At 70.7% G+C, this 22,578-nt stretch carries 21 protein-coding genes; 11 read left to right on the plus strand and 10 right to left on the minus strand.

Going from position 1 to position 22,578, the window contains the following annotated elements:
• Positions 1-173 precede the first annotated feature (173 nt).
• The 5 genes from OOK07_RS38410 to OOK07_RS38430 all read left to right on the plus strand — a co-directional run bounded on the left by OOK07_RS38410 (position 174) and on the right by OOK07_RS38430 (position 8,101).
• Positions 174-2,339 (plus strand): glycoside hydrolase family 2 TIM barrel-domain containing protein, encoded by a 2,166-nt coding sequence (locus tag OOK07_RS38410; RefSeq protein ID WP_266801129.1) that lies wholly within the window; start codon positions 174-176, stop codon positions 2,337-2,339.
• Positions 2,340-2,374: 35 nt separating this feature from the next.
• A complete protein-coding gene (locus OOK07_RS38415) occupies positions 2,375-4,705 on the plus strand; it encodes a GH92 family glycosyl hydrolase (protein ID WP_266801130.1) in 2,331 nt (776 codons plus the stop codon).
• Positions 4,706-4,848: 143 nt separating this feature from the next.
• Positions 4,849-6,183: a wax ester/triacylglycerol synthase family O-acyltransferase gene (locus OOK07_RS38420; protein WP_266801131.1), complete on the plus strand. Its 1,335-nt coding sequence runs from the start codon at positions 4,849-4,851 to the stop codon at positions 6,181-6,183.
• 103 nt (positions 6,184-6,286) lie between these two features.
• Positions 6,287-7,789, plus strand: a complete 1,503-nt coding sequence (locus tag OOK07_RS38425) for an SDR family NAD(P)-dependent oxidoreductase (protein WP_266801133.1) — start codon at positions 6,287-6,289, stop codon at positions 7,787-7,789.
• 75 nt (positions 7,790-7,864) lie between these two features.
• Positions 7,865-8,101 (plus strand): hypothetical protein, encoded by a 237-nt coding sequence (locus OOK07_RS38430; RefSeq protein WP_266801135.1) that lies wholly within the window; start codon positions 7,865-7,867, stop codon positions 8,099-8,101.
• 31 nt (positions 8,102-8,132) lie between these two features.
• Here OOK07_RS38430 and OOK07_RS38435 read toward each other — a convergent pair whose 3' ends face one another.
• The 3 genes from OOK07_RS38435 to OOK07_RS38445 form a co-directional block, all read right to left on the minus strand.
• Positions 8,133-8,939: an SDR family oxidoreductase gene (locus OOK07_RS38435; protein ID WP_266801137.1), complete on the minus strand. Its 807-nt coding sequence runs from the start codon at positions 8,937-8,939 to the stop codon at positions 8,133-8,135.
• 25 nt (positions 8,940-8,964) lie between these two features.
• Positions 8,965-9,414, minus strand: coding sequence for a hypothetical protein (locus OOK07_RS38440; protein ID WP_266801139.1), 450 nt, complete (start codon positions 9,412-9,414; stop codon positions 8,965-8,967).
• Between the two features lie 134 nt (positions 9,415-9,548).
• Complete coding sequence (locus tag OOK07_RS38445; RefSeq protein WP_266801140.1) at positions 9,549-10,676, minus strand: ABC transporter ATP-binding protein; 1,128 nt, start codon at positions 10,674-10,676, stop codon at positions 9,549-9,551.
• A gap of 377 nt (positions 10,677-11,053) precedes the next feature.
• On the opposite strand from OOK07_RS38445, the gene OOK07_RS38450 reads away from it, so the two are divergent.
• Both OOK07_RS38450 and OOK07_RS38455 read left to right on the plus strand, forming a co-directional pair.
• Entirely contained in the window at positions 11,054-11,230 is a 177-nt protein-coding gene (locus OOK07_RS38450; RefSeq protein ID WP_266801141.1) for a hypothetical protein, read from the plus strand.
• 56 nt (positions 11,231-11,286) lie between these two features.
• Positions 11,287-11,769: a GNAT family N-acetyltransferase gene (locus OOK07_RS38455; protein ID WP_266801142.1), complete on the plus strand. Its 483-nt coding sequence runs from the start codon at positions 11,287-11,289 to the stop codon at positions 11,767-11,769.
• A 69-nt stretch (positions 11,770-11,838) separates the two neighbouring features.
• Here the strand turns inward: OOK07_RS38455 and OOK07_RS38460 are convergent, their stop codons facing one another.
• The 5 genes from OOK07_RS38460 to OOK07_RS38480 all read right to left on the minus strand — a co-directional run bounded on the left by OOK07_RS38460 (position 11,839) and on the right by OOK07_RS38480 (position 16,195).
• Positions 11,839-13,200 carry an amidase gene (locus OOK07_RS38460; protein WP_266801144.1) on the minus strand — a complete coding sequence of 454 codons (1,362 nt, stop codon included), beginning with the start codon at positions 13,198-13,200 and terminating at the stop codon, positions 11,839-11,841.
• Between the two features lie 463 nt (positions 13,201-13,663).
• Positions 13,664-14,272: a DedA family protein gene (locus OOK07_RS38465; RefSeq protein ID WP_266801146.1), complete on the minus strand. Its 609-nt coding sequence runs from the start codon at positions 14,270-14,272 to the stop codon at positions 13,664-13,666.
• A 35-nt stretch (positions 14,273-14,307) separates the two neighbouring features.
• On the minus strand, positions 14,308-14,838 hold the full coding sequence (locus OOK07_RS38470) for a MaoC family dehydratase (RefSeq protein WP_266801147.1): 531 nt from the start codon (positions 14,836-14,838) through the stop codon (positions 14,308-14,310).
• A gap of 48 nt (positions 14,839-14,886) precedes the next feature.
• Positions 14,887-15,792 carry a Sco1979 family transcriptional regulator gene (locus OOK07_RS38475; protein ID WP_266801148.1) on the minus strand — a complete coding sequence of 302 codons (906 nt, stop codon included), beginning with the start codon at positions 15,790-15,792 and terminating at the stop codon, positions 14,887-14,889.
• A 160-nt stretch (positions 15,793-15,952) separates the two neighbouring features.
• Positions 15,953-16,195, minus strand: a complete 243-nt coding sequence (locus OOK07_RS38480; protein ID WP_266801149.1) for a DUF397 domain-containing protein — start codon at positions 16,193-16,195, stop codon at positions 15,953-15,955.
• Between the two features lie 400 nt (positions 16,196-16,595).
• On the opposite strand from OOK07_RS38480, the gene OOK07_RS38485 reads away from it, so the two are divergent.
• Positions 16,596-16,973: an ATP-binding protein gene (locus OOK07_RS38485; RefSeq protein WP_266801151.1), complete on the plus strand. Its 378-nt coding sequence runs from the start codon at positions 16,596-16,598 to the stop codon at positions 16,971-16,973.
• Positions 16,974-16,992: 19 nt separating this feature from the next.
• On the opposite strand, the gene OOK07_RS38490 is transcribed toward OOK07_RS38485, so the two are convergent.
• Entirely contained in the window at positions 16,993-17,796 is an 804-nt protein-coding gene (locus OOK07_RS38490; protein WP_266801153.1) for an SAM-dependent methyltransferase, read from the minus strand.
• A 246-nt stretch (positions 17,797-18,042) separates the two neighbouring features.
• Positions 18,043-18,771 (minus strand): FadR/GntR family transcriptional regulator, encoded by a 729-nt coding sequence (locus OOK07_RS38495; RefSeq protein WP_266801155.1) that lies wholly within the window; start codon positions 18,769-18,771, stop codon positions 18,043-18,045.
• Positions 18,772-18,951: 180 nt separating this feature from the next.
• Here OOK07_RS38495 and OOK07_RS38500 point away from each other — a divergent pair, with 180 nt between their 5' ends.
• The 3 genes from OOK07_RS38500 to OOK07_RS38510 are packed head-to-tail and all read left to right on the plus strand — an operon-like array spanning position 18,952 to position 22,575.
• A complete protein-coding gene (locus tag OOK07_RS38500) occupies positions 18,952-20,040 on the plus strand; it encodes a sugar ABC transporter substrate-binding protein (protein ID WP_405670239.1) in 1,089 nt (362 codons plus the stop codon).
• Complete coding sequence (locus OOK07_RS38505; protein ID WP_266801157.1) at positions 20,037-21,554, plus strand: sugar ABC transporter ATP-binding protein; 1,518 nt, start codon at positions 20,037-20,039, stop codon at positions 21,552-21,554. The genes OOK07_RS38500 and OOK07_RS38505 overlap by 4 nt, the downstream gene beginning before the upstream one ends.
• Positions 21,547-22,575 carry an ABC transporter permease gene (locus OOK07_RS38510; protein WP_266801159.1) on the plus strand — a complete coding sequence of 343 codons (1,029 nt, stop codon included), beginning with the start codon at positions 21,547-21,549 and terminating at the stop codon, positions 22,573-22,575. The genes OOK07_RS38505 and OOK07_RS38510 overlap by 8 nt, the downstream gene beginning before the upstream one ends.
• The last annotated feature ends 3 nt before the right edge of the window (positions 22,576-22,578 follow it).

Below are 22,578 nucleotides of genomic sequence, written 5' to 3' on the forward strand. Positions count from 1 at the left end.
GACCCGCGCGGCACAGGGGTGACATCCCCATTCTTCGCCGGTGGTGGTGAGGGGGCCACTCGCCGGGTCCCGCCTCGGCTTGTCCCGTCCCCTTGTCATGTCCCTGGACGCAATCCGGAATCCGTGTTGTCATGCCAACTGCTGTCCATGACAACGTTGTTATGGGAGGTTCCGTGCACACCAGACGCCTCAGAGACCGGCTCGCCCTCCTGCTCGCAGCGGCGCTCGGCGCGGCCGGGCCGGCCGCCGCGCCCCGTGCGACCGCGGCCGACGACCCCGACGAGGTCCACGGTCTGAAGGGCGAGTACTACACCCAGTCCGCTCCCGGCGCCTTCGACTTCGACCAGCTCAAGGCGACCGGCTTTGATCCGAACCTCGACTTCGGCAACCTCGAACCGAGGCTCGCCCTCGCCACCGGGCAGTCGGATGATGTCAGCGTCCGCTGGACCGGAAAGATCGTCCCGGAGAGGTCCGGCACCCACACCTTCTCTGTCATCGGCGACAACGGCTTCCGGCTGTGGGTCGACGCCGACGTCCGCTACGACGGAAGCGGCGGCCTCACCGGCGCCGACGGCAACGTTGTCAGAGGCTTCTGGAGCAGCGGCCCCAACCACTCCACGTACGAACTGCGCACGCAGTGGGCCGACCGGGTGGGCCCGGACAACGCCCACCCCGAGTACCCGCGCCCGCAGCTGACCCGCGCCGACTGGCGCAATCTCAACGGACGTTGGCAGTTCGCCGCCGCCACAGCGGGCGAACGCCCGCCCGTCGGCAGGAACCCCGCCGAGCGCATCCTCGTCCCGTACCCCGTGGAGTCCCAGCTCTCCGGCCTCGAACGGCACGAGGACCGGATGTGGTACCGCCGCACGTTCACCGTCCCCGCCGGCTGGAGGATCGGCTCCGGCAAGCGGCTGCGGCTCAACTTCGGCGCCGTCGACTGGCGATCCGAGGTGTACGTCAACGGCACCGAGGCCGCCCGGCACCAGGGCGGCTACGACAAGTTCAGCGCCGACGTCACCGACGCCCTCAAACCCGGCCGCACCCAGGAGCTCATCGTCGGCGTCTACGACCCCACCGGCGCGGCAGCCGGCGAGAACCCGCCGCTCGGCAGGCAGCGCCTGGACCCCAGCGGCATCTGGTACACGCCGACCTCGGGCATCTGGCAGACGGTGTGGATGGAGCCGGTGGCCACCGACCACGTCGACTCCCTCAAGCTGACCCCCGACGCCGCGGGCGGCCGACTCACCGTCGAGGCGCGGGGAGTCCGCGACGGCGCGGCGATCACCGCGACCGCGTACGACGGGAAACGCAAGGTCGCCACGGCCCGCGGCCGCACCGGCGCCCCGCTCACCCTGACGGTCCACGACCCGCACCTGTGGTCGCCGGACGCCCCGTTCCTCTACGGCCTGAAGGTCACCGTCGGCGCCGACCGCGTCGGCAGCTACTTCGGGATGCGTTCGATCGCCGTCGAGAAGGTGAACGGCGTCCCGCGCACGGTGCTCAACGGCAAACCGGTCTTCATGATGGCCACCCTCGACCAGGGCTTCTGGCCCGACGGCCGCTACACGGCCCCGACCGACGACGCCCTCGCCCACGACCTGAAGGTGCACAAGCAGCTCGGTTTCAACGCGGTGCGCAAGCACATCAAGGTCGAGCCCGACCGCTGGTTCTACTGGGCGGACCGGCTGGGCCTCATGGTGTGGCAGGACATGCCCGCGATGACGGCCGGGGTGGACCCGAGCGCCGAGGCCCGCGCCGAGTACGAGCGCGAGATGAAGCAGATGATCGACGAGCACATCAGCAGCCCGTCGGTCGTCATGTGGGTCACCTTCAACGAGGGCTGGGGCCAGTACGACATGGCCCGCATCGCCGACCAGGCGAAGGCCTGGGACCCGACCCGGCTGGTCGACTCCATGTCCGGGCTCAACCTCGGGGCCGACGGTGGCACCGGCGACATCATGGACGAGCACGGCTACCCCAGCCCCGCCCTGCCACCGCATCCGGACGGGCAACGCGCCCTGGTCAGCGGCGAGTACGGCGGCCTCGGCCTCGCGGTGCCGGGACACGCCTGGTCCGTGCAGCAGTCGTACGTCGATGTCGACCCGGCCACCTACACCGGCGACTACCTGGCCAAGCTCGCCGAGGTGCACGCCCTGGCCTGCAAGGGGAGCAACAGCGCGGTCTACACCCAGATCTCTGACGTCGAGGGCGAGCTCAACGGCCTGCTGACGTACGACCGCAGGGTGCTGAAGCCCGATGGGCGGCGCGTGAAGGCGGCCCAGCAGGCCCTGATCCGCGACGCGTCCCAGGCGGCTCCCGCCGGGTGCCCGACCACGTGATCCCACATCTCCCACGCCTCCGGAGGACTGCCCACATGAGACGGACCCGGCGCCTGCGCCTGTGCCTGGCGGGGGCGGTGGCAGCGTCCGCGCTGTTCGCCGTTCCCGGCACCGCGCAGGCCACCGAGCCGCGCGACGGTCAACTCACCGATCTGGTCAACCCGTTCATCGGAACCGAGAACGAGGGCAACACCTATCCCGGCGCCGCCGTGCCCTTCGGCATGGTGCAGTTCTCGCCGGACACCGGCCACAACACCGGCTACGACTACTCCCAGAACCACATCCGCGGCTTCTCCCTGGTCCATCTCTCGGGCGTCGGCTGCGGTCTCGGCGGCGACCTGCCCGTGCTGCCGACCACCGGTGACGTCACCCAGACCGACAACGCCAGGTACGAGGCCGAGTTCAGCCACGACGACGAGACCGCGAGCCCCGGCTACTACCGGGTCGGCCTGAAGACCGGCATCAGGGCCGAGCTGACGGCGACGGCGCGCACCGGCGTGCAGCGCTACACCTTCCCCGCCACCGACAAGGCCAACGTCCTGCTGAACGCGGCCCAGTCACTGCACACCGACGTCTCCACCAAGGTCGAGGTGCTCGACAGCCGCACCGTGCGCACCGCCATCACGGGGCGCGGTTTCTGCCAGGACACCAAGCCGTACACCGTCTACACGATCACCCGTTTCGACCGGCCCTTCACCGCGTACGGCACCTGGGACGGCACGACCGTGACCTCGGGCTCGAAGAACGGACGCGACGGCGCCTACGTCCGCTTCGACACGACCAGGGACCGTACGGTCGAGGCGACCACGGCCCTCTCCTACGTCGACGCGCACGGCGCGGCGGTCAACCTCCGTGCCGAGGGCGGCCGTTCCTTCGACGCCGTACGCCACACGGCGCGGCGGACATGGGAGGACCGCCTCGACGACGTGCGCACACAGGGGGGTGCCGACAGCCTGCGGCGGACCTTCTACTCGTCCCTGTACCGGTCGTTCCTGGCACCGAACATCGGCAGCGACGCCGACGGCCGCTACACGGGCTGGGACCAGAGGATCCACCGCACCGACGGCTTCACCTACTACCAGAACTGGTCCCTGTGGGACACCTACCGCACCCAGTCCCAGCTGCTGTCCCTGCTCGCGCCCCGCGAGGCCCGGGACATGGCGATCTCGGTGATCAAGATCGACGAGGAGAGCGGCTGGCTGCCCAAATGGGGCTACGGCACGGTCGAGACGAACATCATGACCGGCGACCCGGTCACCCCGTTCCTCACCAACGCCTACCAGCAGGGCCTGCTCAAGGGCCCCGGGGGATACGAGGAGCGTGCCTACCGGGCCCTGAAGCAGAACGCCGACGGGGTGCCGCCCGCGGACTCGCCGGCAGTGGGCCGGGAGGCGAACAAGGAGTACATCGCCGACGGCTTCGCCCCGTACGTCAAGGGCCGCCCGCATGTGAAGCCGGGCGACTCGGACTACGACCACGGCGCCTCGGCGACCCTGGAGTACGCCCTGTCGGACGCGATGCTCGCCCGGATGGCCCGCGATCTCGGACACGGCGTGGACGCCGGCCGCTATGCGGCCCGCGCCCAGAGCTACCGGAACGTCTTCGACCCCTCGACCGGCTTCTTCCGCGCCCGTGACGCCTCGGGCGCCTTCACCGGACCCGCCGACCCGGCGCAGAGCGAAGGCTTCCACGAGGGCACGTCCTGGCAGTACCAGTGGCTGGTGCCGCAGGACCTGCCGGGCGTGGTCGGCCTGATCGGCGGCGGGCAGGCGGCCAACGACCGGCTGGACTCGTTCTTCGCCTACGACCGGCTGCTGGCCGACCCGGTGAGGACGGCCCGCGAGGTGTGGGTCAACGGTCCGTACGACTACTACAACGCCGACAAGTACAACCCGCAGAACGAGCCCGACCTCATCGCCCCCTACACCTACCTGTCGACCGGGCAGCCGTGGAAGACGACCGACGTCGTGCACGCGGCGCTGACCCTCTTCACCGACGCGCCGACCGGGATGACCGGCAACGACGACCTCGGCACGATGTCCGCCTGGAACGTGCTGTCGTCGATCGGGATCTTCCCGGTGCAGCCCGGCTACGACACCTGGGGGCTGTCCACGCCGGTCTTCGACCGGGTCGACCTGACGCTGGACCGCCGCTACTACCCGCACGGCGCCCTCACCCTCACCGCTCCCGGCACCTCCGGCACCGACCGGTACATCCAGTCGGCCCGCACGGACGGGAAGGCGTACGACGGGACGTATCTGACGACCGGCAGCCTGCGCTCCCTGCGCTCGCTCGCGTTCACGGTCGGCCCGCGCCCGTCTGAGTGGGGAATGTCGGCACAGGCGGCGCCACCGGCGCTGAACTGACCTCAGGTGTTGCTTGAGTCCCATCCCTCACATGGGGGTGGGACTTAATCTGCTGTTAACTGTGCGTAGCTTGATCGTACTTGACCGTAATCGCCCTGGGGGGTTGACTGCTTGCTCACCCTTCCTCGACGCGAGGCAAGCCATTGACTTCTGACCTGCTCGCTCCCCTCGACCTGGCGTTCTGGAACATCGAGTCCCCCGAACACCCCATGCACCTCGGTGCGCTCGGGGTCTTCTCGGCCCACTCACCCACCGCGGGCGCCCATGCCGCCGATCTGCTCGCCGCCCGGGCTGCGGCGGTGCCCGGTCTGCGGATGCGGATCCGGGATGTATGGCAGCCGTTCTCGTTCCGGCCGCTGGCCTTCGGCGGGGCCACTCGCGAGCCCGACCCCGCGTTCGACCCCCTCCACCACGTGCGGCTGCACGCCCCGACCGCGGACTTCCACGCGGACGCGGGCCGGCTCATGGAGTGCCCGCTGGAGCGCGGCCGTCCGCCGTGGGAGGCGCATGTGCTGCCGGGGGAGGACGGCGTCTCCTTCGCCGTGCTGTTCAAGTTCCACCACGCCCTGGCCGACGGGCTGCGTGCGCTGACGCTCGCCGCCGCCGTCATGGACCCGATGGACCTGCCGGCCCGGGCGCCCCGCCGCGAGGAGAAGAAGGCCGGCCTGCTGCCCGACGTGCGCAAGCTGCCGGGCCTGGTCCGCGGTGCCGCCTCCGACGTGGGCCGCGCGCTCGACATCGGCGCCTCCCTGGCCGTGTCCAGCCTGGGGGTGCGCTCCTCGGCCGCCCTCACCGCCGAGCCCACCGGCACCCGCCGCACCGCCGGCGTGGTCATCGACCTCGACGACGTGCACCGCATCCGCAAGTCCGAGGGCGGCACGGTCAACGACGTCCTGATCGCCGTCGTCGCGGGCGCCCTGCGCCGCTGGCTGGACGAGCGCGGCGACAGCAGCGAGGGCGTCCGGCCACGCGCCCTGATCCCCGTCTCCAAGCGCCGTCCGCGCACCGCCACCCCACAGGGCAACCGGCTCTCCGGCTACGTGATACGGCTCCCCGTCGACGACCCCGACCCGCTCGTCCGGCTCGGCACGGTCCGCGCGGCCATGGACCGCAACAAGGACGCCGGCCCCAACCGGGGCGCGGGCGCCGTCGCCCTGCTCGCCGACCACGTGCCCCCGCTCGCCCACCGGCTCGGCGGCCCCCTGGTCAGCCAGGCGGCCCGGCTCTGGTTCGACATCCTGGTCACCAGCGTCCCGCTGCCCAGCCTCGGCCTGAAGCTCGGCGGCAACCCGGTCACGGAGGTCTACCCGCTCGCCCCGCTGGCCCGCGGCCAGGCGCTGGCGGTGGCCGTTTCCACCTACCGCGGACACGTCCACTACGGGCTCGTCGCCGACGCCAAGGCCGTGCCGGACCTGGACCGACTGGCCGCCGCCCTGACCGCGGAGGTCCAGACGCTGATCACTGCCTGCGGTTCCTGATCGAGACGGGTTTGGAGGACGGGCCCGGCGCTCCGTAAAATTCGCCCTTCGACAGCGGGTGCGATCGGAGCGCCGCTCGGGTGATCAGGGAAACGGCAGCGCGATGACGGTGACAGAGGACGGCCCGGCGGCCATGGACGAGGCCGTGTACGGCCCCGGTATCGACCCGGAGCGGCTCGCCGTCTGCCTCAGCGTGCTGGAGGAACTCGACAAGCTGGAAGTCGACCACCCGGACGCGATCGCCGTGCGCCGGGCCACCGCCGGCGTCTACCGCACGGTCAAGCAGCGCCGCCGCCAGGAACGCCGGGCCGCCAAGACCGCCCACGACAAGGCGGTCACGGAGGCCACGGCGACCGGCTCCGCCCAGCGCATCGACGACGAGACCGAGGGCATCCTGCCGTCGTCGGTCACCGAGGAGGGGCAGATCGCGGGGATACTCCAGCGCCCGCGCTCCTGCTACACCTGCAAGACCCGATTCGTCGAGGTCGACTACTTCTACCACCAGCTCTGTCCGGACTGCGCCCGCCTGAACCGCGACAAGCGCGACGCCCGCGCCGACCTCACCGGCAAGCGTGCGCTGCTCACGGGCGGCCGCGCCAAGATCGGCATGTACATCGCGCTGAGGCTGCTGCGCGACGGCGCCCACACGACGATCACCACCCGATTCCCCAAGGACGCCATCCGCCGCTTCAAGGCCATGGACGACTCCGCGGACTGGATGCACCGCCTGGAGGTCGTCGGCATCGACCTGCGCGACCCGGCACAGGCCGTGGCCCTCGCCGAACAGGTCGCCGAGGCCGGCCCCCTCGACATCCTCGTCAACAACGCCACGCAGACCGTACGCCGCCTGGCCTCCGCCTACGCCGCCCTGGTCGACGGGGAGAGCGCTCCGCTGCCCGCCGGGGCACTCCCCGCCCACCACGTCATCGGCGCCTTCAACTCCGGCGCGGTCCACGCCCTGACCGGATCGGCCGCGCTGCCCGTCGGCGTCAGCGGACTCGACGCCCAGCAGGTCGCCGACCTCGCGCTGGTCGCGGGCAACGCCAGCGTCGCGCGGCACCTCGACGGCACCGCCATCGACGCGGGCGGCCTGGTCCCCGACGTCGTCGACACCAACACCTGGGTGCAGACCATCGAGCAGATCTCCCCGGTGGAGCTGCTCGAGACCCAGCTGTGCAACTACACCGCGCCGTTCATCCTGATCAGCGCGCTGCGCCGGGTCATGGCCGACGCGGCGAAGAAGGCGTCCAGCAAGCGTGCCTACGTCGTGAACGTCTCGGCGATGGAGGGCGTCTTCGGCCGCGGCTACAAGGGAGCGGGCCACCCGAACACCAACGCCGCCAAGGCCGCGATGAACATGGTGACCCGGACCAGCGGCCAGGAGATGTTCCAGACCGACGGCATCCTCATGACCTCGGTCGACACCGGCTGGATCACCGACGAGCGCCCCCACTACGACAAGCTGCGCCTGGCCGGGGAGGGCTTCCACGCCCCGCTCGACCTGGTCGACGGGGCCGCACGGGTTTACGATCCGATTGTGCGCGGCGAGCAGGGCGAGGACCTGTACGGCGTCTTCCTCAAGGACTACGCGCCCGGCAAGTGGTGACCCACCTGCCGCGACGTGTGGCCCGGCACCGTCGGGGAACTCGGACCCTGGTGACCACCGCGCCAGGGAGTGACGATGAGCAGTCCACATGGCATAGATCCGCGAGCGCACGACGATCCACGCAACCGCTACCCCACTGACGAACAGTTCTACGGAAGCGATCGCCCGGGCCGCGCCGAGATCCCGGAGGACCGCCCCCGAGGCGGGAACCGGGAGGTCAGTCCGCTGAAGCACCGCGGGACGTGGGCCACGGTCGGGCTCGTCGCCGGCGTCATCCTTCTCATCCTCGTGGGAATCGCGCTGTTCCCGTGACAGGGGCGAAGCCCCCGGGCCACAGCCGCCCTCATGAGTGAGGTGGTGCGTATGAGCGAAGACGGTCGTCGACGGCGTACCCCCGAGCGGGGTGCGCCGTCCTGACGCGTGTACCCCCGTCCACCAGCAGATCGGCGCCGGTGACCCACTGCGCCGCGTCCGAGGCCAGCCACAGCACGGCCCGCGCGACGTCCTCCGGCTCGCCGATCCGCCCGAGCGGCAGCCCGGCGGCCAGCTGCTCCTCGCCCGGCTCCCACACGAACCGCGCCATCTCGGTGCGGACGAGCCCGGGGGAGACCGAGTTGACGCGCACCTTCGGCGCCAGCTCGCCCGCCAGCTGCTGGGTCAGGTGCAGCAGCGCCGCCTTGCTCGTGCCATAGGCGCCGACGTGGGGTCCGACATGCCCGGCGCCCTCCGTGCAGATGTTGACGACGGAGCCGCCGTGATCCCGCATCCACGCCCGCCACGCGCACTGCACGAGCCGCAGCGGTGCCTCGACATTGATCGCGAACGCCTCCCGCCATGCCCCCGGATCGGCATCCATGAGAGGTCCGTACGGCTGGTTCGTCGCCGCGTTGTTGACCACCACGTCGATCCGGCCGAACGCGCGCAGGGCCAGCTCCGTGACCTCCCGCAGATGAGCCGGATCACCGACGCTGCCGGCCAGACCCACGCCCCCCAGCTCCTCGGCCGTGCAGCGCACCTCGTCCGCGTCCCGGGCGGTCACGCACACCAGCGCCCCCGCCGCGGCCAGCTGCCCGGCGACCGCGCGTCCGATCCCGCGCGTCGCCCCGGTGACGACGGCGGCCCTGCCCTTGAGTCCGTACGACGACGTCATCGCCGTACCGTCTCATGGCGGTCCGTCAGTCAACAGCCCCGAGGCGGGAGTTGCGCGCGGCGACGAGTTCCAGGACCGTGCGCCAGTCCTCCAGTACCCCCGCGTCGAAGCCGGCGCTGCGGCCCTCCTCGTCCGCCTGGCGCAGGCGCAGCAGATCGTCGTCCGGGGGTGCGTCGGAGCGGTGGTGCTCGCGGACGAGCCGGGAGACCCGCTCGCCGAGCAGGGGCCGCACGGCGTCGGCCGCACAGCCCGGGTGGGCGGACTCGTCCCCCGGCCCCAGGAGCGGCCCGATGACGTGGACCAGGCCCGCCACCTGCAGTTCCTTGTCGGCGGGGCGGCGACGCCGCAGCAGGGCGGCGGTCTGCAGCGCGTGTTGGTGCAGGTCGACCCGGCGACTTCGCAGGCCCGGGGCGTCCCATGAGCCCCGGCAGGCGTACAGCAGATCCATCAGCTCTTCGACACTGCGCAGCTCCATGCGCCAGTCCTCCCGCCGGACAAGCCGTTGCCTCCGAAAGCAGATCATGGCCGCCTTGCGATTCGGCCAACGGGACCTGAACTGCGTGGCCTGTCCGGCGCTCGCCGTCAGAGTCCTGGCCCTGACGCGGGCGCTCAGCTCACGGTTGATGTGTCCGGGTCCTCCGGGAGCCGCCGTCCCGTAGCGGCCGAGAAGCAGTGCACGGCGTCCGCGCGTATGGCCACCCGCAGCGCCGCACCTGAGCCGTGGGCGGGGCGCCCCGGGAGCCGGACGACGATGGAGGCGAGCCCCTCGCCGGTCCATGCGGTGGTGTGGAGGAAGACGACGGCGCCGGTGTCCTCGACCGTCTCGACGACGAGGTCCAGTCCGGGAGTCTCCCGGTCCCCGGGCGGGAGCAGCTCGAACTGTTCGGACCGGACGCCGAGCACGATCTCGTCGGCGCCCCCCGCTGCGGCCGCCCGCAGGGTGGCGCGGGTCAGCGGTATGTTCAGGGCGCCCAGCCGGGCCCCGTCTGCGGACAGCGGAAGCCGGAAGAGGTTCATCGCGGGCGAGCCGACGAAACCGGCCACGAAGGTGTTGGCCGGGTGCGCGTACACCTCCTTCGGCGTGCCCACCTGCTGCAGCACGCCGTCCTCGAGTACTGCCAGACGGTCGCCCACCGCCATCGCCTCGGTCTGGTCGTGGGTCACGTACACGGTCGTGATGCCGAGGTGGTTCTGCAGCCGGACGATCTCCGTCCGGGTCTGTGCCCGCAGCCGGGCGTCCAGGTTGGACAGCGGCTCGTCCATCAGATAGACCCGCGGGTCCCGCACCAGCACGCGCCCCGTCGCGACGCGCTGCCGCTCGCCGCCCGCGAGTGTCCTGGGCCGGCGGCCGAGGTACTGCTCCAGGTCGAGCACGGCGGCGGCGTGGTCAACTCGCTGCCGGGCGGGCACCTTTGACATGCGAGCGATCTTCAGGGCGAAGCCCATGTTGTCGGCAGCCGACAAATGTGGGAGGAGGGCGTAGTCCTGGAACACCATGGCGATGTCGCGATCCCGGGGCGGAAGATGGGTCACGTCCCGTACACCGATCAGGACCGAACCCGAGTCGACCTCCTCCAGTCCGGCGAGCATGCGCAGGCAGGTCGACTTCCCACAGCCGGAAGGACCAAGCAGGACCATGAACTCACCGTCCTCGATCTCGAGGTCGAGCGAGTCGACGGCCGGTCGTTCCATCGAGGGGAAGCGCCGGGTGGCCTTGTCGAAGGTGACAGATGCCATGACATCCCCCTCCCGGACATGTCCCTGGAACCCAGCATGGAACGGGTGTTGCCCTTTCGGCAGGCCTGTAGGCCGAATGAGTGACAGAAGAGGGCCCTGAAGTCGGACAATTTACGACAGTAGGCCCAAGTTTTGAGCCCCATAGAGCGTAGGTCTGCTCATTTGGTTAATCTGGAGCGGACGGACAGTAACACCGGGTTCCACCCACACCCACGTCCGTCCCGGGGCAAGCCGGTTCACAGCGGCCTGTTCACGCACGAGTTACCGGCGCCACCGCGTCCGAACTGCTTTCCACTCACACCCGAGCGGGCGTCAGGCGCCGGACCGCAGAGTGACCGGCCCGCCCCGAGGGTGACCCGACACATAAGGAGTGCGCGGTGACACCAGAGAAGACGAATCGCGAAAAGCGCCCCAAGGAACGCACGGAGCGCGGCGCCGGCCACCGGCCCGGCGAGATCGGCAGCCTGGACGTGTGGGCCCGGTCCGCCCCGATCCGCCTGGCAGGTTACGAGGACGACCTGGCCGAGCCTCACATCCTGCCCAGCGTGGACTGAGCCACCGGCAGGACTCTCGCGATCGCCGACGGCATGGGCGTGCGACACTCACGCCCATGCAGATCAGAGAAGCCGCGGCCGACGACTGGCCGCGGATCTGGCCTTTCTGGCACCGCGTCGTCGCCTCCGGCGAGACGTACACCTGGGACCCGGACACCTCCGAGGAGGCTGCCCGGGTCCTTTGGATGAATCCGGCCAAACGCGTCTACGTCGTCGAGGACGACACCCGCGCGATCGTCGCCTCGGCCTACGTCACCCCCAACTACGGCGGCCCCGCGGCCGGCATCGCCAACGCCGGCTTCATGGTCGACCCCGACCGGGCCGGCCGGGGCATCGGCCGCGCCCTCGCCGAGCACGTCCTGGCCGCCGCCAAGGCCGACGGATACCGCGCGATGGTCTTCAACGCCGTCGTCGAGACCAACCCCGCCGTCCGGCTGTGGACGTCCCTGGGCTTCACGATCCTGGGCACGGTGCCGGACGCGTTCGAGCATCCGCGGCACGGCCGGGTGGGTCTGCACATCATGTACCGGGCGCTCTGAGCGGGCGAGGAACACGGCACGCGTGAACAGGATGGCCGGCCCCGGGGCGGACCGGGGCCGCGGCACAGGTCAGGGATCAAGCTGGTCCAACGGTGCCGTCCGCCGCCACGGATGCAGCTTCTCCAGCTGCTCCGCCAGGTCCAGCAGCAGTGCCTCCGCGCCCGGGCGGCCCACCAGTTGGACGGCGCAGGGGGCGCCGGACCGGAGGGCGCCGAAGGGGAGGGACAGGGCCGGCCAGCCGGTGAGGTTCCACGGCGGGGTCAGGGGCGAGTAGGTGGTGTTGGCGAGGAGGTTGGGGAGCCAGCCGCGTTCGTGCCAGGCCACGGACTTGGGGGAGCGGCGGGCGAGCGTGGGCGTGAGCAGGACGTCGTACTCGGCGAAGAACGGCTCCAGGCGACGGCGCAGTCGGTCCCGGCTGTCGCTGGTGCGGACGCTGCTCACGAAGCGGCGGCCGACGGCGGCGTGTACCCGGGTGCGGCGGGTGAGCAGGCGTGGGTCCAGGGCCGCCGCGTCCACCGCCGTGCCCGCCGTCCAGTGAGCGAGGGACGTCGTGCTCAGGGAGAGCGGGTAGGGCGGGTCGGCGCGGCGGACCTGGTGCCCGGCCTTGATGAGGACGGCGCCCGCGTCACGGGCCGCGGTCGTGTACGGCTTGGTGATCGTGACGCCGAGCAGGGGACTGCGCAGCGAGACGGCGATCTTGCGCATGGCGGGCTCTGGCGGTCGTACCGCCTCGGTGCCGGCGTCCGCCAGGATCGACAGCATCAGGCGGGCGTCCTCGACCGTCGTGGCGAGCGGACCGTTCTCGGACATGCCGAACCAGTCGCCCTCGCCGATGCCCGCAGGGACGACGCCGTGGCCCGGCTTGATGGTGACGAGACCGCAGTTGGCGGCCGGGATGCGCAGCGAGCCCATGCCGTCGTTGCCGAGTGCGACCGGCACCAGCGCCGCGGCGACCGCGGCCGCGCTGCCGCCCGAGGAGCCGCCCGCCGTGCGGGTCAGGTCCCAGGGGTTGCGGGAGGTTCCGTGCACACCCTCGGTGGTGCCGAAGACGCACAGTTCGGGCACGTTCGTCAGGCCCACGACCACCGCGCCCGCCGCCCGCAGCCGGGCCACCGTCACATGGTCCTCGTCGGCGGGGGTGTCCGGCGTCGCCGCGGAGCCGACGCGGTTGGACTCGCCGCGTACGGCGAGGTTGTCCTTGACGGCCACCGGCACGCCGGCCAGCGGCAGTTCGGCGAGATCGGCGCGGGAGGCCACCTCGTCGGCCTCGGCGAGCGCCGCCCGGCCCCGCACCACACGGAAGGCTCCGACGCGGGCGTCGAGCCGCGCGATCCGCTCCAGGTGTTCGGCCACCACCTCCCGAGGCGTGGCCCGCTTCTCGCGTACGGCGGCGGCGATCTCGGCAGCGGTCCGGCCGACCCAGCTGGTCACAGGGCTCCTCGGGAGTGCGGTAAGCGGGCTACTCGTGAGTATGGGAAGCACTCTGCCCGGCGACGGCCCCCGCCGTCGAGACCATCGGCTCTTGGACATTCGGGCGGCTCTTCGTGGACCTTTCACGGGGTGGCTGCCGGTCGCCTGCCCCTGACCTGTCGTTCATCCGATCACTTGGTCAGCTGTTGGGCGTTCACGCCTCGTCGACAGGACTTCACCGCTCGCTCAATGATCAGACATCCGATGAATTGGGCCACTCATGAGTCCGCATCCAAGACGTCAGGTCCTGGTGCCGCGGTGGCGGTCACCGCCTCGACCGGCCGGCTGTGGGTCGAGGCGGTGCGGGACACCGTGCGGATCGCGCGGTTCGAGCTGTACCGATCAAGGGACTGAGGGGTACCAGCAACGAGGTGGTCACCGGGGTGTCGGCGCTCCGGTGGCCGCCTCTTCGCCGAACGGGGCTTCAGCTGCCGGAGCCGCGGTGCCGGCGGATGTGCCAGACGACGAGGGCCACGAGGACGAGCGCGGCCGTGGCCAGGGCCAGGGTTCGGCCGACCAGGCCCACGACGCGCTCGTAGGCGGCCCCCGCGGCATAGCCGACAAGGACGTTGCCGACGCCCCAGAGCAGGCCGCCGATGGCGTTGTAGAGCAGGAAGCGGCGGTACGGCATGTTCGACGCGCCCGCCAGTGCCGGCACGAGCGACCTCAGGAAGGCGAGGAAACGGCCGACGAAGACCGCCGCAGGACCGCGCCGGCGGATCAGGTCGCGTGCCTTGTCCACGCGCGCGGCCCGCCGGCGCAGGGGGCGGCTGCCCAGCAGCGGCGGTCCCAGGCGCCGGCCGATCTCGTAGCCGACGCTGTCCCCGGCGATCGCCGCGAGAACCACGGCGAGCGTCAGCCAGGCCAGGTCGACGTTGCCCCGCCGGGCCAGCACGCCGCCGACGATCGCGGCGGTCTCGCCGGGCAGCACGAACCCGAAGAACAGCGCGTCCTCGGCGAACACCAGGGCCACGACCACGACGTAGACCACGGATCCGGACAGATCGGCGAGCCAGTCGACGAGCGCGTGCATCTGGCGCCTCCCTTCCGTTCCGGCTACGAGTCCGGTTACGAGTACCCGTCGGAGGCGATCTCCTCCGGGACCGTCCGGCGCAGCAGGAAGTTGACCGCGGTCATGGTCAGGACGGGCTCGCCGTGCCGGCCCAGGACCTCGATCCCGGTGTGGACGAGTCCGCGGTCCGGCTTGGACCGGGAGACGCGGGTCTCCAGGACGGTCGTACGCAGGGAGAGGCTGTCGCCGGGCCGTACCGGGCGTACCCAGCGCAGATCGTCGATGCCCGGGGAGGCCAGGCCGCCGACCTTGCTGATGTAGTGGTCGGCGTACATCCGCATCATGACGGCGCAGGTGTGCCAGCCGCTGGCGATCAGCCCCTGGTAGGGGCCCCGCAGCGCGGCCTGCGGATCGGTGTGGATGCCCTGCGGATCGAAGTCGCGGGCGAAGCGGAGGATGTCCTCCTCCGTCATGGTGATGCTGCCGTAGACGTAGACCGCACCCGGCACGTAGTCCTCGAAGTAGCGGTCCCCGATGGGCACGGCGAAATCCGCGTCGCCGATCGTGGTGGTCGTCGGTGCTGACATGCGCGGCACGATAGCCGCCGGGTGGGGCGATCTCGGGGCGCGACGGGCTCAGGTCTGCTTCAGGACCTGTTCCAGGAAGGTCACCGAGTCCGCGGCCGGTGCGGCGACCAGGCTGAGGCGGTCCATGACCGCGAGATAGTGGTCGACCTCCTCGGGCTTGTCCAGGTACAGGGCGCTGGAGAGCTGCTCGAGGTAGACGACGTCGGGCAGGTCGGGCACCGGGAAGCGCAGCACGGTGACCGGGCCCCCGGCCGCCGCGTGGCCGCCGACATGGAAGGGCAGCACCTGGAGGGTGAGGTTCGGCAGGGCGGCCACCTCGATCAGGTGCTTGAGCTGGTCCCGCATCACCTCGCAGCCGCCGAGCGGACGGCGCAGCGCCGCCTCGTCCACCACGACCCACAGCTTCGGCGCGCCCGGCTTGGCGAGCAGCTCCTGCCGGGTCATGCGCAGGTCGACGCGGCGCTGGATCGCGTCCGGGTCGGAGATGGCGTGGCCGAGCCGGATGACGGCTTCCGCGTACGCGGGTGTCTGCAACAGCCCGGGAATGAACTGGACTTCGTAGGTGCGGATGAGTGACGCGGCCTCCTCCAGGCCGAGATGCTGCTCGAACCAGCTCGGGAAGGCGTCTCCGTACGCCCGCCACCAGCCCGGTTCGTTGGCGCGCTGCACCGAGTCGAGGAACTCCTGGCGTACGTCCGGGTCCTGGACGCCGTACAGGGTGAGCAGGTCGGCGATGTCGCGCTGCTTGAAGCCCACGCGGCCCAGTTCCATGCGGCAGAGCTTGGCGTCCGAGGCGCGTATCGCCGAAGCGGCCGTGTCCCGGCTGATGCTGAGGGATTCGCGCAGGCGGCGCAGCCGGGTGCCCAGCATGATGCGCTGCACGGTCGGCCCGCCCCGCTGCAGGCTCAGAACATCGGGAACGGAGGGAACGGGTGCTGGTTGAACTGCCGTCATGGTCATCCCCTTGGCCGCCGCCCCGGCTGCGTCTGCATGTGTTCGGGACTCAACCATGGAGGGTAGCACCGTGCCGTCGAACGGCTGCGGTGCGTGAAGTGGCCGGAAGGCGCCGATCGTTGACCAGCGCCTTCCGGCCGTCCGCGAGCGCTGCCTGACTTCAACGGCCGGGGAGTAGGCCGTCGAAGTCGCCGTCCTTCACGCCGCGGACGAACGCGGAGATCTCGGCGCCCGTGTAGACGAGCGCGGGACCTTCGGGGTGGCGGGAGTTGCGCACGGCGACGCTGCCGTCCGGAAGCGCGGCGAGTTCGACGCAGTTGCCCTCGGGGTTGCTGTGATGGCTCTTGCGCCAGACCACTCCTGTGAACTCGGTGGCAGGCATGCCGTTGCTCACGTGCTGCATCTGAAAGCCTCTTTGAGACGAAGTCGCGGCCAGCTCTGCAATTGCATCTTCAATTGCATCCACGGGTGGTGTGCGGGACGATAGCGCCCGGCATCCAACGCTCGCAAGATCATCTGCAATTGCAGCGGTAATTGCCGATGCACTTGCGTGCGGACTGCTGGACGTAGCACGATACTTCGCACAGGTGTAGCGCTCGGTAGTTCTCTCCGCAGGGGTCTCAGGGGTCGCAATGTCCGCAGAGCAAGTCGCAGAACCGGCGAACCCCCCGCGTATCGAGGCGACTTGGGAATGGCTGTGCCGGGCCGTGGACCGCGTAGGCCGCCCCGCCCCCGGGTTGAGTCTGCCCCTCGCTCCCGCCTCCGAGGACGGCCCTGGACCGGCCCACTGTTCGGTGCTCGTCGTGCCGCCTGTTCCCCAATCCGCCCACATCGCCCGCGGCTTGATCCGGCGGACGCTCGTCGACCGGGCCGCGCACGAGCGCGTCGAGGACGTGGCCGTCACCGTGTCGGAACTGGTGAGCAACGCCCTGCGCTACGGCCGGGCGCCGGGCGCCGAGGGGGAGTTGCACCCGGCGCTGTGGCTCGCGTACTGGGACCGCTGGTCGTGCGTGGTGTGTGCGGTGAGCGACGAGAGCGACCTGGTCCCCGTCGCCGTGGAGGCGGACGAACTCGCGGAGTCGGGACGGGGACTGCAGGTCGTCTCGGCGCTGAGCGACACCTGGGGCTGGAACCCCCGGGCCGACGGCGGAAAGCTCGTGTGGGCCCTGTTCATGCTCTGACGCCGCAGTCGGGATTCGCTCAGGCCTTGCGGCCGATACCGCAGATGGCGTCCACCCCGGAGGGTGAGCGCCCCACGTCGACGGGCTCGGGGTGCCACTGCGAGGTGGGAACGACCCCCGGTTCCACCAGTTCCAGCCCGTCGAAGAAGGCCGCGATCCGCTCGGGCCCGCGTAGGTGGTACGAGCTGGCCGAGTTGGCGTTGTAGACGGAAATGGCCTGGTTGAGCGCCTCGTTGGTGTCGGTGCCGTCGCTCAGGGCGAGATAACTGCCCGCAGGCAGCGCGTCGAGGAAACGGGCCACGACGGCCTCCGGCTCGTCGGAGTCGGGGATCTGGCCCAGGATGCCGAGCATGGTCAGCGCCACCGGCCGGCTGAAGTCCAGGGTTTTGGCCGCCTCTTCGAGGATCCGCTCGGGCTCGCGCACATCGGCGTCGAGGTAGGCGCAGGCGCCCTGCGGGGTGCTGGTGAGCAGGGCCTGGGCGTGCACCAGCACGAGCGGGTCGTTGTCGACGTACACGATGCGGCTGTCGGGGGCGACGCGTTGCGCGACCTCGTGGGTGTTGTCGACGGTGGGCAGGCCGGTGCCGACGTCGAGGAACTGGCGGATCCCCGCCTCGGCGGCCAGACGGCGCACGGCCCGGACGAGGAAGCGCCGTTGAAGGCGGGCGAGCAGCGCGATGTCCGGGAACATCTGGAGGATCATCTCGCCGGCCTGGCGGTCGGCGGCGTAGTTGTCCTTGCCGCCCAGCAGGAAGTTCCACACGCGGGCCGAATGCGGCCGGTCCAGCTGCAGCCGGTCGGCCAGCGGGTCTTCGGAGGTCATGGGCAAAGCCTCACATGAAGTAGGCGCCGGTGTCCGGCCGTTCACGCGGTTCGGCCCGCGGGCGCGCGGCGTCGTCTCGCCGCCGTGCCCCCCGGGCTGGTGCCACCGTGTCCGACGGTCCGCAACGCCGTCGATACCGTGCCCGCTGTGAATTCTTGAGGAACCCTGCGCAGGCCGAAGACCTGCTGCGCCGGACCGCCGGTCCGGTGGGTGGGTGTCCCGAGGGCACCGCGTGGAGCGGCCGGCTCACGACCCGAGCTGCGCCCGCAGCCACTGTTCCACTTCCCCCACGTGTGCGGCCGCCGCCGCTCGGGCGGCCTCCGGGTCGTGGGCCACCAGTGCACGGTGGATCGCCGCGTGTTCGCGGCGGGTTCGGGCGAAGGCGCCCTCCTCCTGGTAGCCGCGCCACACGCGGGCGCGGAAGGTGCGTGAGGACAGGCCCTCCAGGATGGCGGCCATGGTCTCGTTGCCCGCGGCCGTCGCGATCTCGCGGTGGAAGGCGAGGTCGTGGGCGAGGATCTTCTCGGGGTCGTCGGTGGCGTTCATCGCCGTGAGGTGCTTCTCGACCTCGGCCAGCTGGTCGGGCGTGATGCGGGCCGCCGCCAGCGCGGTCGCCGTCGACTCCAGGATGCGGCGCACCTCCAGCAGCTCCACCAGACGCGTGCCCCGGGAGAGGTCGGCGACCACGCCGAAGGTCTCCAGCAGGTCGCCGGCCTCCAGCTGGGTGACGTAGATGCCGGAGCCGTGCCGAGCCTCCAGGACGCCGAGCACGGTGAGAGCGCGGATCGCCTCGCGCATCGAGCTGCGGGAGATGCCCAGCTGGACCGCGAGGTCGCGTTCGGTGGGAAGTCGCTGGCCGGGCTCGAGACGGCCCCCCGCGATCATGGCCTTGATCTGCTCGATGGCGCGGTGCGTCACCGTGCCCTTCGGCGGAGCGGGCCCGGTCACGGTCTCCCCGGCCAGGGTCTCGTCCATGCCCACTCCTTCAGTCGCCGGTGCGCCGCAGTCTAACTGTGAAGGTGGTCGGACCACTATGGCTCGAAATCGCGAAAACTCGGCGTCGAGGGCTGTTGTTCGACGGAAGTGGTCTGATAAATATGCGGGCAACTGCTCGATCACCGTCAATCTCGATCACGCTCGACGAGGAGCTGACAGATGCCCGGCAGCACTGCGCGGAACAACGGACGACACGGCAGGCGACTCTCCTCGTGGGCGGTGCGCACGACGGCCACGGCCGCCATGGCCGCCCTCGCGCTCACGGCATGCGGGAGTACGAACGACACCGGTTCCGGCAGCTCGGGAGGCGGCGGCACCGGCAAGGTCGGGGTGATCCTGCCCCTGCTGACCTCGCCGTTCTGGCAGTCGTACAACGACTACGTGCCGAAGATGGCGAAGACGCAGGGCGTCGAGACACTCAAGACGGTCAACTCCAACAGTGACCCCTCCCAGCAGATCACCGACATCAACAACCAGCTCAACCAGGGCGTGAAGGGCCTGGTCGTGGCCCCGCTGGACAGCGCCGCCATCGAGGCCGGCCTCGACCAGGCCGATCGCAAGGGCGTGCCCGTGGTCGCCGTCGACGTGGCACCGGACAAGGGCAAGGTCGCCATGGTCGTACGCGCCGACAACGTTGCGTACGGCACGAAGGCCTGCGACTACCTCGGCGGGCACATCACCAGCGGCAAGGTCGTGCAGATCATGGGCGACCTTGCCTCGGTCAACGGCCGGGACCGCTCCGAGGCCTTCCGCGCCTGCGTGAAGAAGAAGTACCCGGCGCTGAAGGTCCTGGAGATCCCCGCCAAGTGGGAGTCGGACACCGCGGCCTCCAAGCTCGACACGCTCCTCAACGCCAACCCCGACATCAAGGGCATCTACCTGCAGGCCGGCGGTGTCTACCTGGCGCCGACCCTGCAGACCCTGAAGTCGAAGGGGATGCTGAAGAAGACCGGCACCGCGGGCCACATCACCATCGTCTCCAACGACGGCATCCCGCAGGAGTTCGACGCGATCCGCAAGGGCCAGATCGACGCGACCGTCTCCCAGCCGGCCGACGCCTACGCCAAGTACGGCATGTACTACGTCAAGGCGGCGATGGAGGGGAAGACCTTCAAGCCGGGCCCGACCGACCACGACTCGACGATCGTCAAGCTGCCCAACGGCATCCTCGAGGACCAGCTGCCCGCCCCGCTGGTCACGAAGGACAACGTCGACGACCCCAAGCTCTGGGGCAACACGGTCAAATGAGCCTCCAGGAAAGCCAGTTGGTGCCCCTTGTCGAGGCGCGGGGCATCGTCAGGCGCTACGGCCCCACCACCGCCCTCGCGGACGGCCGGCTCACCGTGCTGCCCGGCGAGTCCCACGCCCTCGTCGGCCGCAACGGCGCCGGCAAGTCGACCCTGGTCAACGTCCTCACCGGACTCCAGGCACCCGACGAGGGCACGGTCCGCTTCGACGGCGAGCCCGCGCCCCCGCTCGCCGACCGGGACGCCTGGCGCCGCACGGTCGCCTGCGTCTACCAACACCCCACGGTCGTACCCGAGTTGACGGTCGCCGAGAACCTCTTCATCAACCGCCAGCCACAGCACCGCGGCTTCATCAGCTGGCGGCGGCTGAAGACCGAGGCGGCCCAGCTCCTCGACACCTGGGACGTGCGCGTCGACCCGGAGGCACGCACCGCCGACCTCAAGGTCGAGGACCGCCAGATGGTGGAGATCGCCCGGGCGCTCAGCTTCGGCGCCCGCTTCATCATCCTCGACGAGCCGACCGCCCAGCTCGACAACCGCGAGATCGAGCGGCTCTTCGACCGTATGCGCGCACTGCAGGACTCGGGCGTCACCTTCCTGTTCATCTCGCACCACCTCCAGGAGGTGTACGAGGTCTGCCAGACCGTCACCGTGCTGCGCGACGCCCGCTGGATCACCACCGCCCCCGTCGCCGACCTGCCCAGGGCGGCCCTGGTGGAGGCGATGGCGGGGGAGAGCCTGGAGGCGATCGCCGAACAGGCCGTGCAGGAACAGCTCGTCGACGACGACGCACCCGTCCTGCTCGACGCCCGCGGGCTCACCTCGGACACATACGAGAACGTCGACCTGACCGTCCGGCGCGGCGAGGTCCTAGGGCTCGCCGGCTCCAGCGCCAGCGGCAAGACCGAGCTGGCGGAGGCCTTCGCGGGCCTGCGCACACCCACCGGCGGAAGCGCCCGACTCGACGGCGAACTGCTGCGGTTCGGGTCGGTGCAGGCCGCCCTGAAGGCCGGCATCGGCTGCGTCCCGCGCGACCGGCACCAGCAGGGCCTCGTCCGCGGGATGACCATCGGCGACAACACCACCATGAGCGTCCTGGACCGGCTGGGCCGCTTCGGTTTCATCGGCACCGACCGCAAGCGGGGCTTCGCCACCGAGCTGATCGACCGGCTCGACATCCATGCCGAGGGCCCCGAGCAGCCGGTCTCCGACCTCTCGGGCGGCAACGCGCAGAAGGTCGTCATGGCCCGAGCCCTCGCCTCCGAGCCGCGGCTGCTCGTCCTGATCAACCCCACCGCCGGCGTCGACGTGAAGTCCAAGGAGTCCCTGCTCGCCCGCGTGGACACCGCCCGTGAGGACGGCACCGCGGTCCTGGTCGTCTCCGACGAACTCGACGACCTCAGGCGCTGCGACCGCGTCCTCGTTCTCTTCCACGGCCGCGTCGTCGCCGAGCACTCGGCAGGCTGGCGCGACCACGAGCTGATCGCCTCCATCGAAGGAGTGGACCATGGCTGACACCAAGGCGGCCGCGCCCCGCTCGCCGTCGAAAGCCCCAGCAGCGCGGTCGGCCAGGACGGTGCTGCTGCGCCGGGCCCGCGAACTGGCCCTCGTACCGGCCCTGTTGGTGCTCATGGTGCTCGGCGCTGTGGTCAACGACTCGTTCCTCACCGAGCGCAACCTGATCTCGATCCTGGGCGCCTCCGCCGCGCTCGCCATGGTCGTCCTCGCCGAGTCCCTGGTGCTGATCACCGGCAAGTTCGACCTGTCCCTGGAGTCGGTCGTCGGCATCGCGCCCGCCGTGGGCGCACTGCTCGTACTGCCCGCCGCGCAGTCCGGATGGGGCACCGAACTCCCGCCCTGGCTCGCCCTATTGGCGATCCTCGTGGTGGGCGGGGCCGTCGGCGCCTTCAACGGGGTCCTGGTCGTCAAGTTCAAGCTGAACGCGTTCATCGTGACCCTCGCGATGCTGATCGTCCTGCGCGGACTGCTGGTCGGCGCGACCAAGGGCAAGACGCTGTTCGGCATGCCCGACAGCTTCTACTCCCTGGCGACGAGCACCTTCCTGACCGTCCCGATGTCGGTGTGGCTCGCGGCGGTCGCCTTCGCCGTCGCCGGGCTCGTGCTGAAGTACCACCGCGTCGGACGCGCCCTGTACGCCATCGGCGGCAACGCGGACGCCGCCCGGGCGGCCGGTATCCGCGTCGAGCGCGTGATGCTCGGCGTGTTCGTCGTCGCGGGCGTCCTCGCCTCGGTCGGCGGGATCATGCAGACCGGGTACGTCGGCGCGATCAGCGCCAACCAGGGCAACAACATGATCTTCACCGTGTTCGCGGCGGCGGTCATCGGCGGCATCAGCCTGGACGGCGGCAAGGGCACCATGTTCGGCGCCCTGACCGGCGTACTCCTGCTGGGTGTCGTACAGAACCTGCTCACCCTCGCCCAGGTGCCTTCCTTCTGGATCCAGGCCATCTACGGCGGAATCATCCTGGTCGCCCTCATGATCGCCCGTGTGACGACGGGCCGAGCACAGGACTGACCC

Origin of the sequence: Streptomyces sp. NBC_00078, from assembly GCF_026343335.1 — a bacterium.
Lineage (GTDB): Bacteria > Actinomycetota > Actinomycetes > Streptomycetales > Streptomycetaceae > Streptomyces.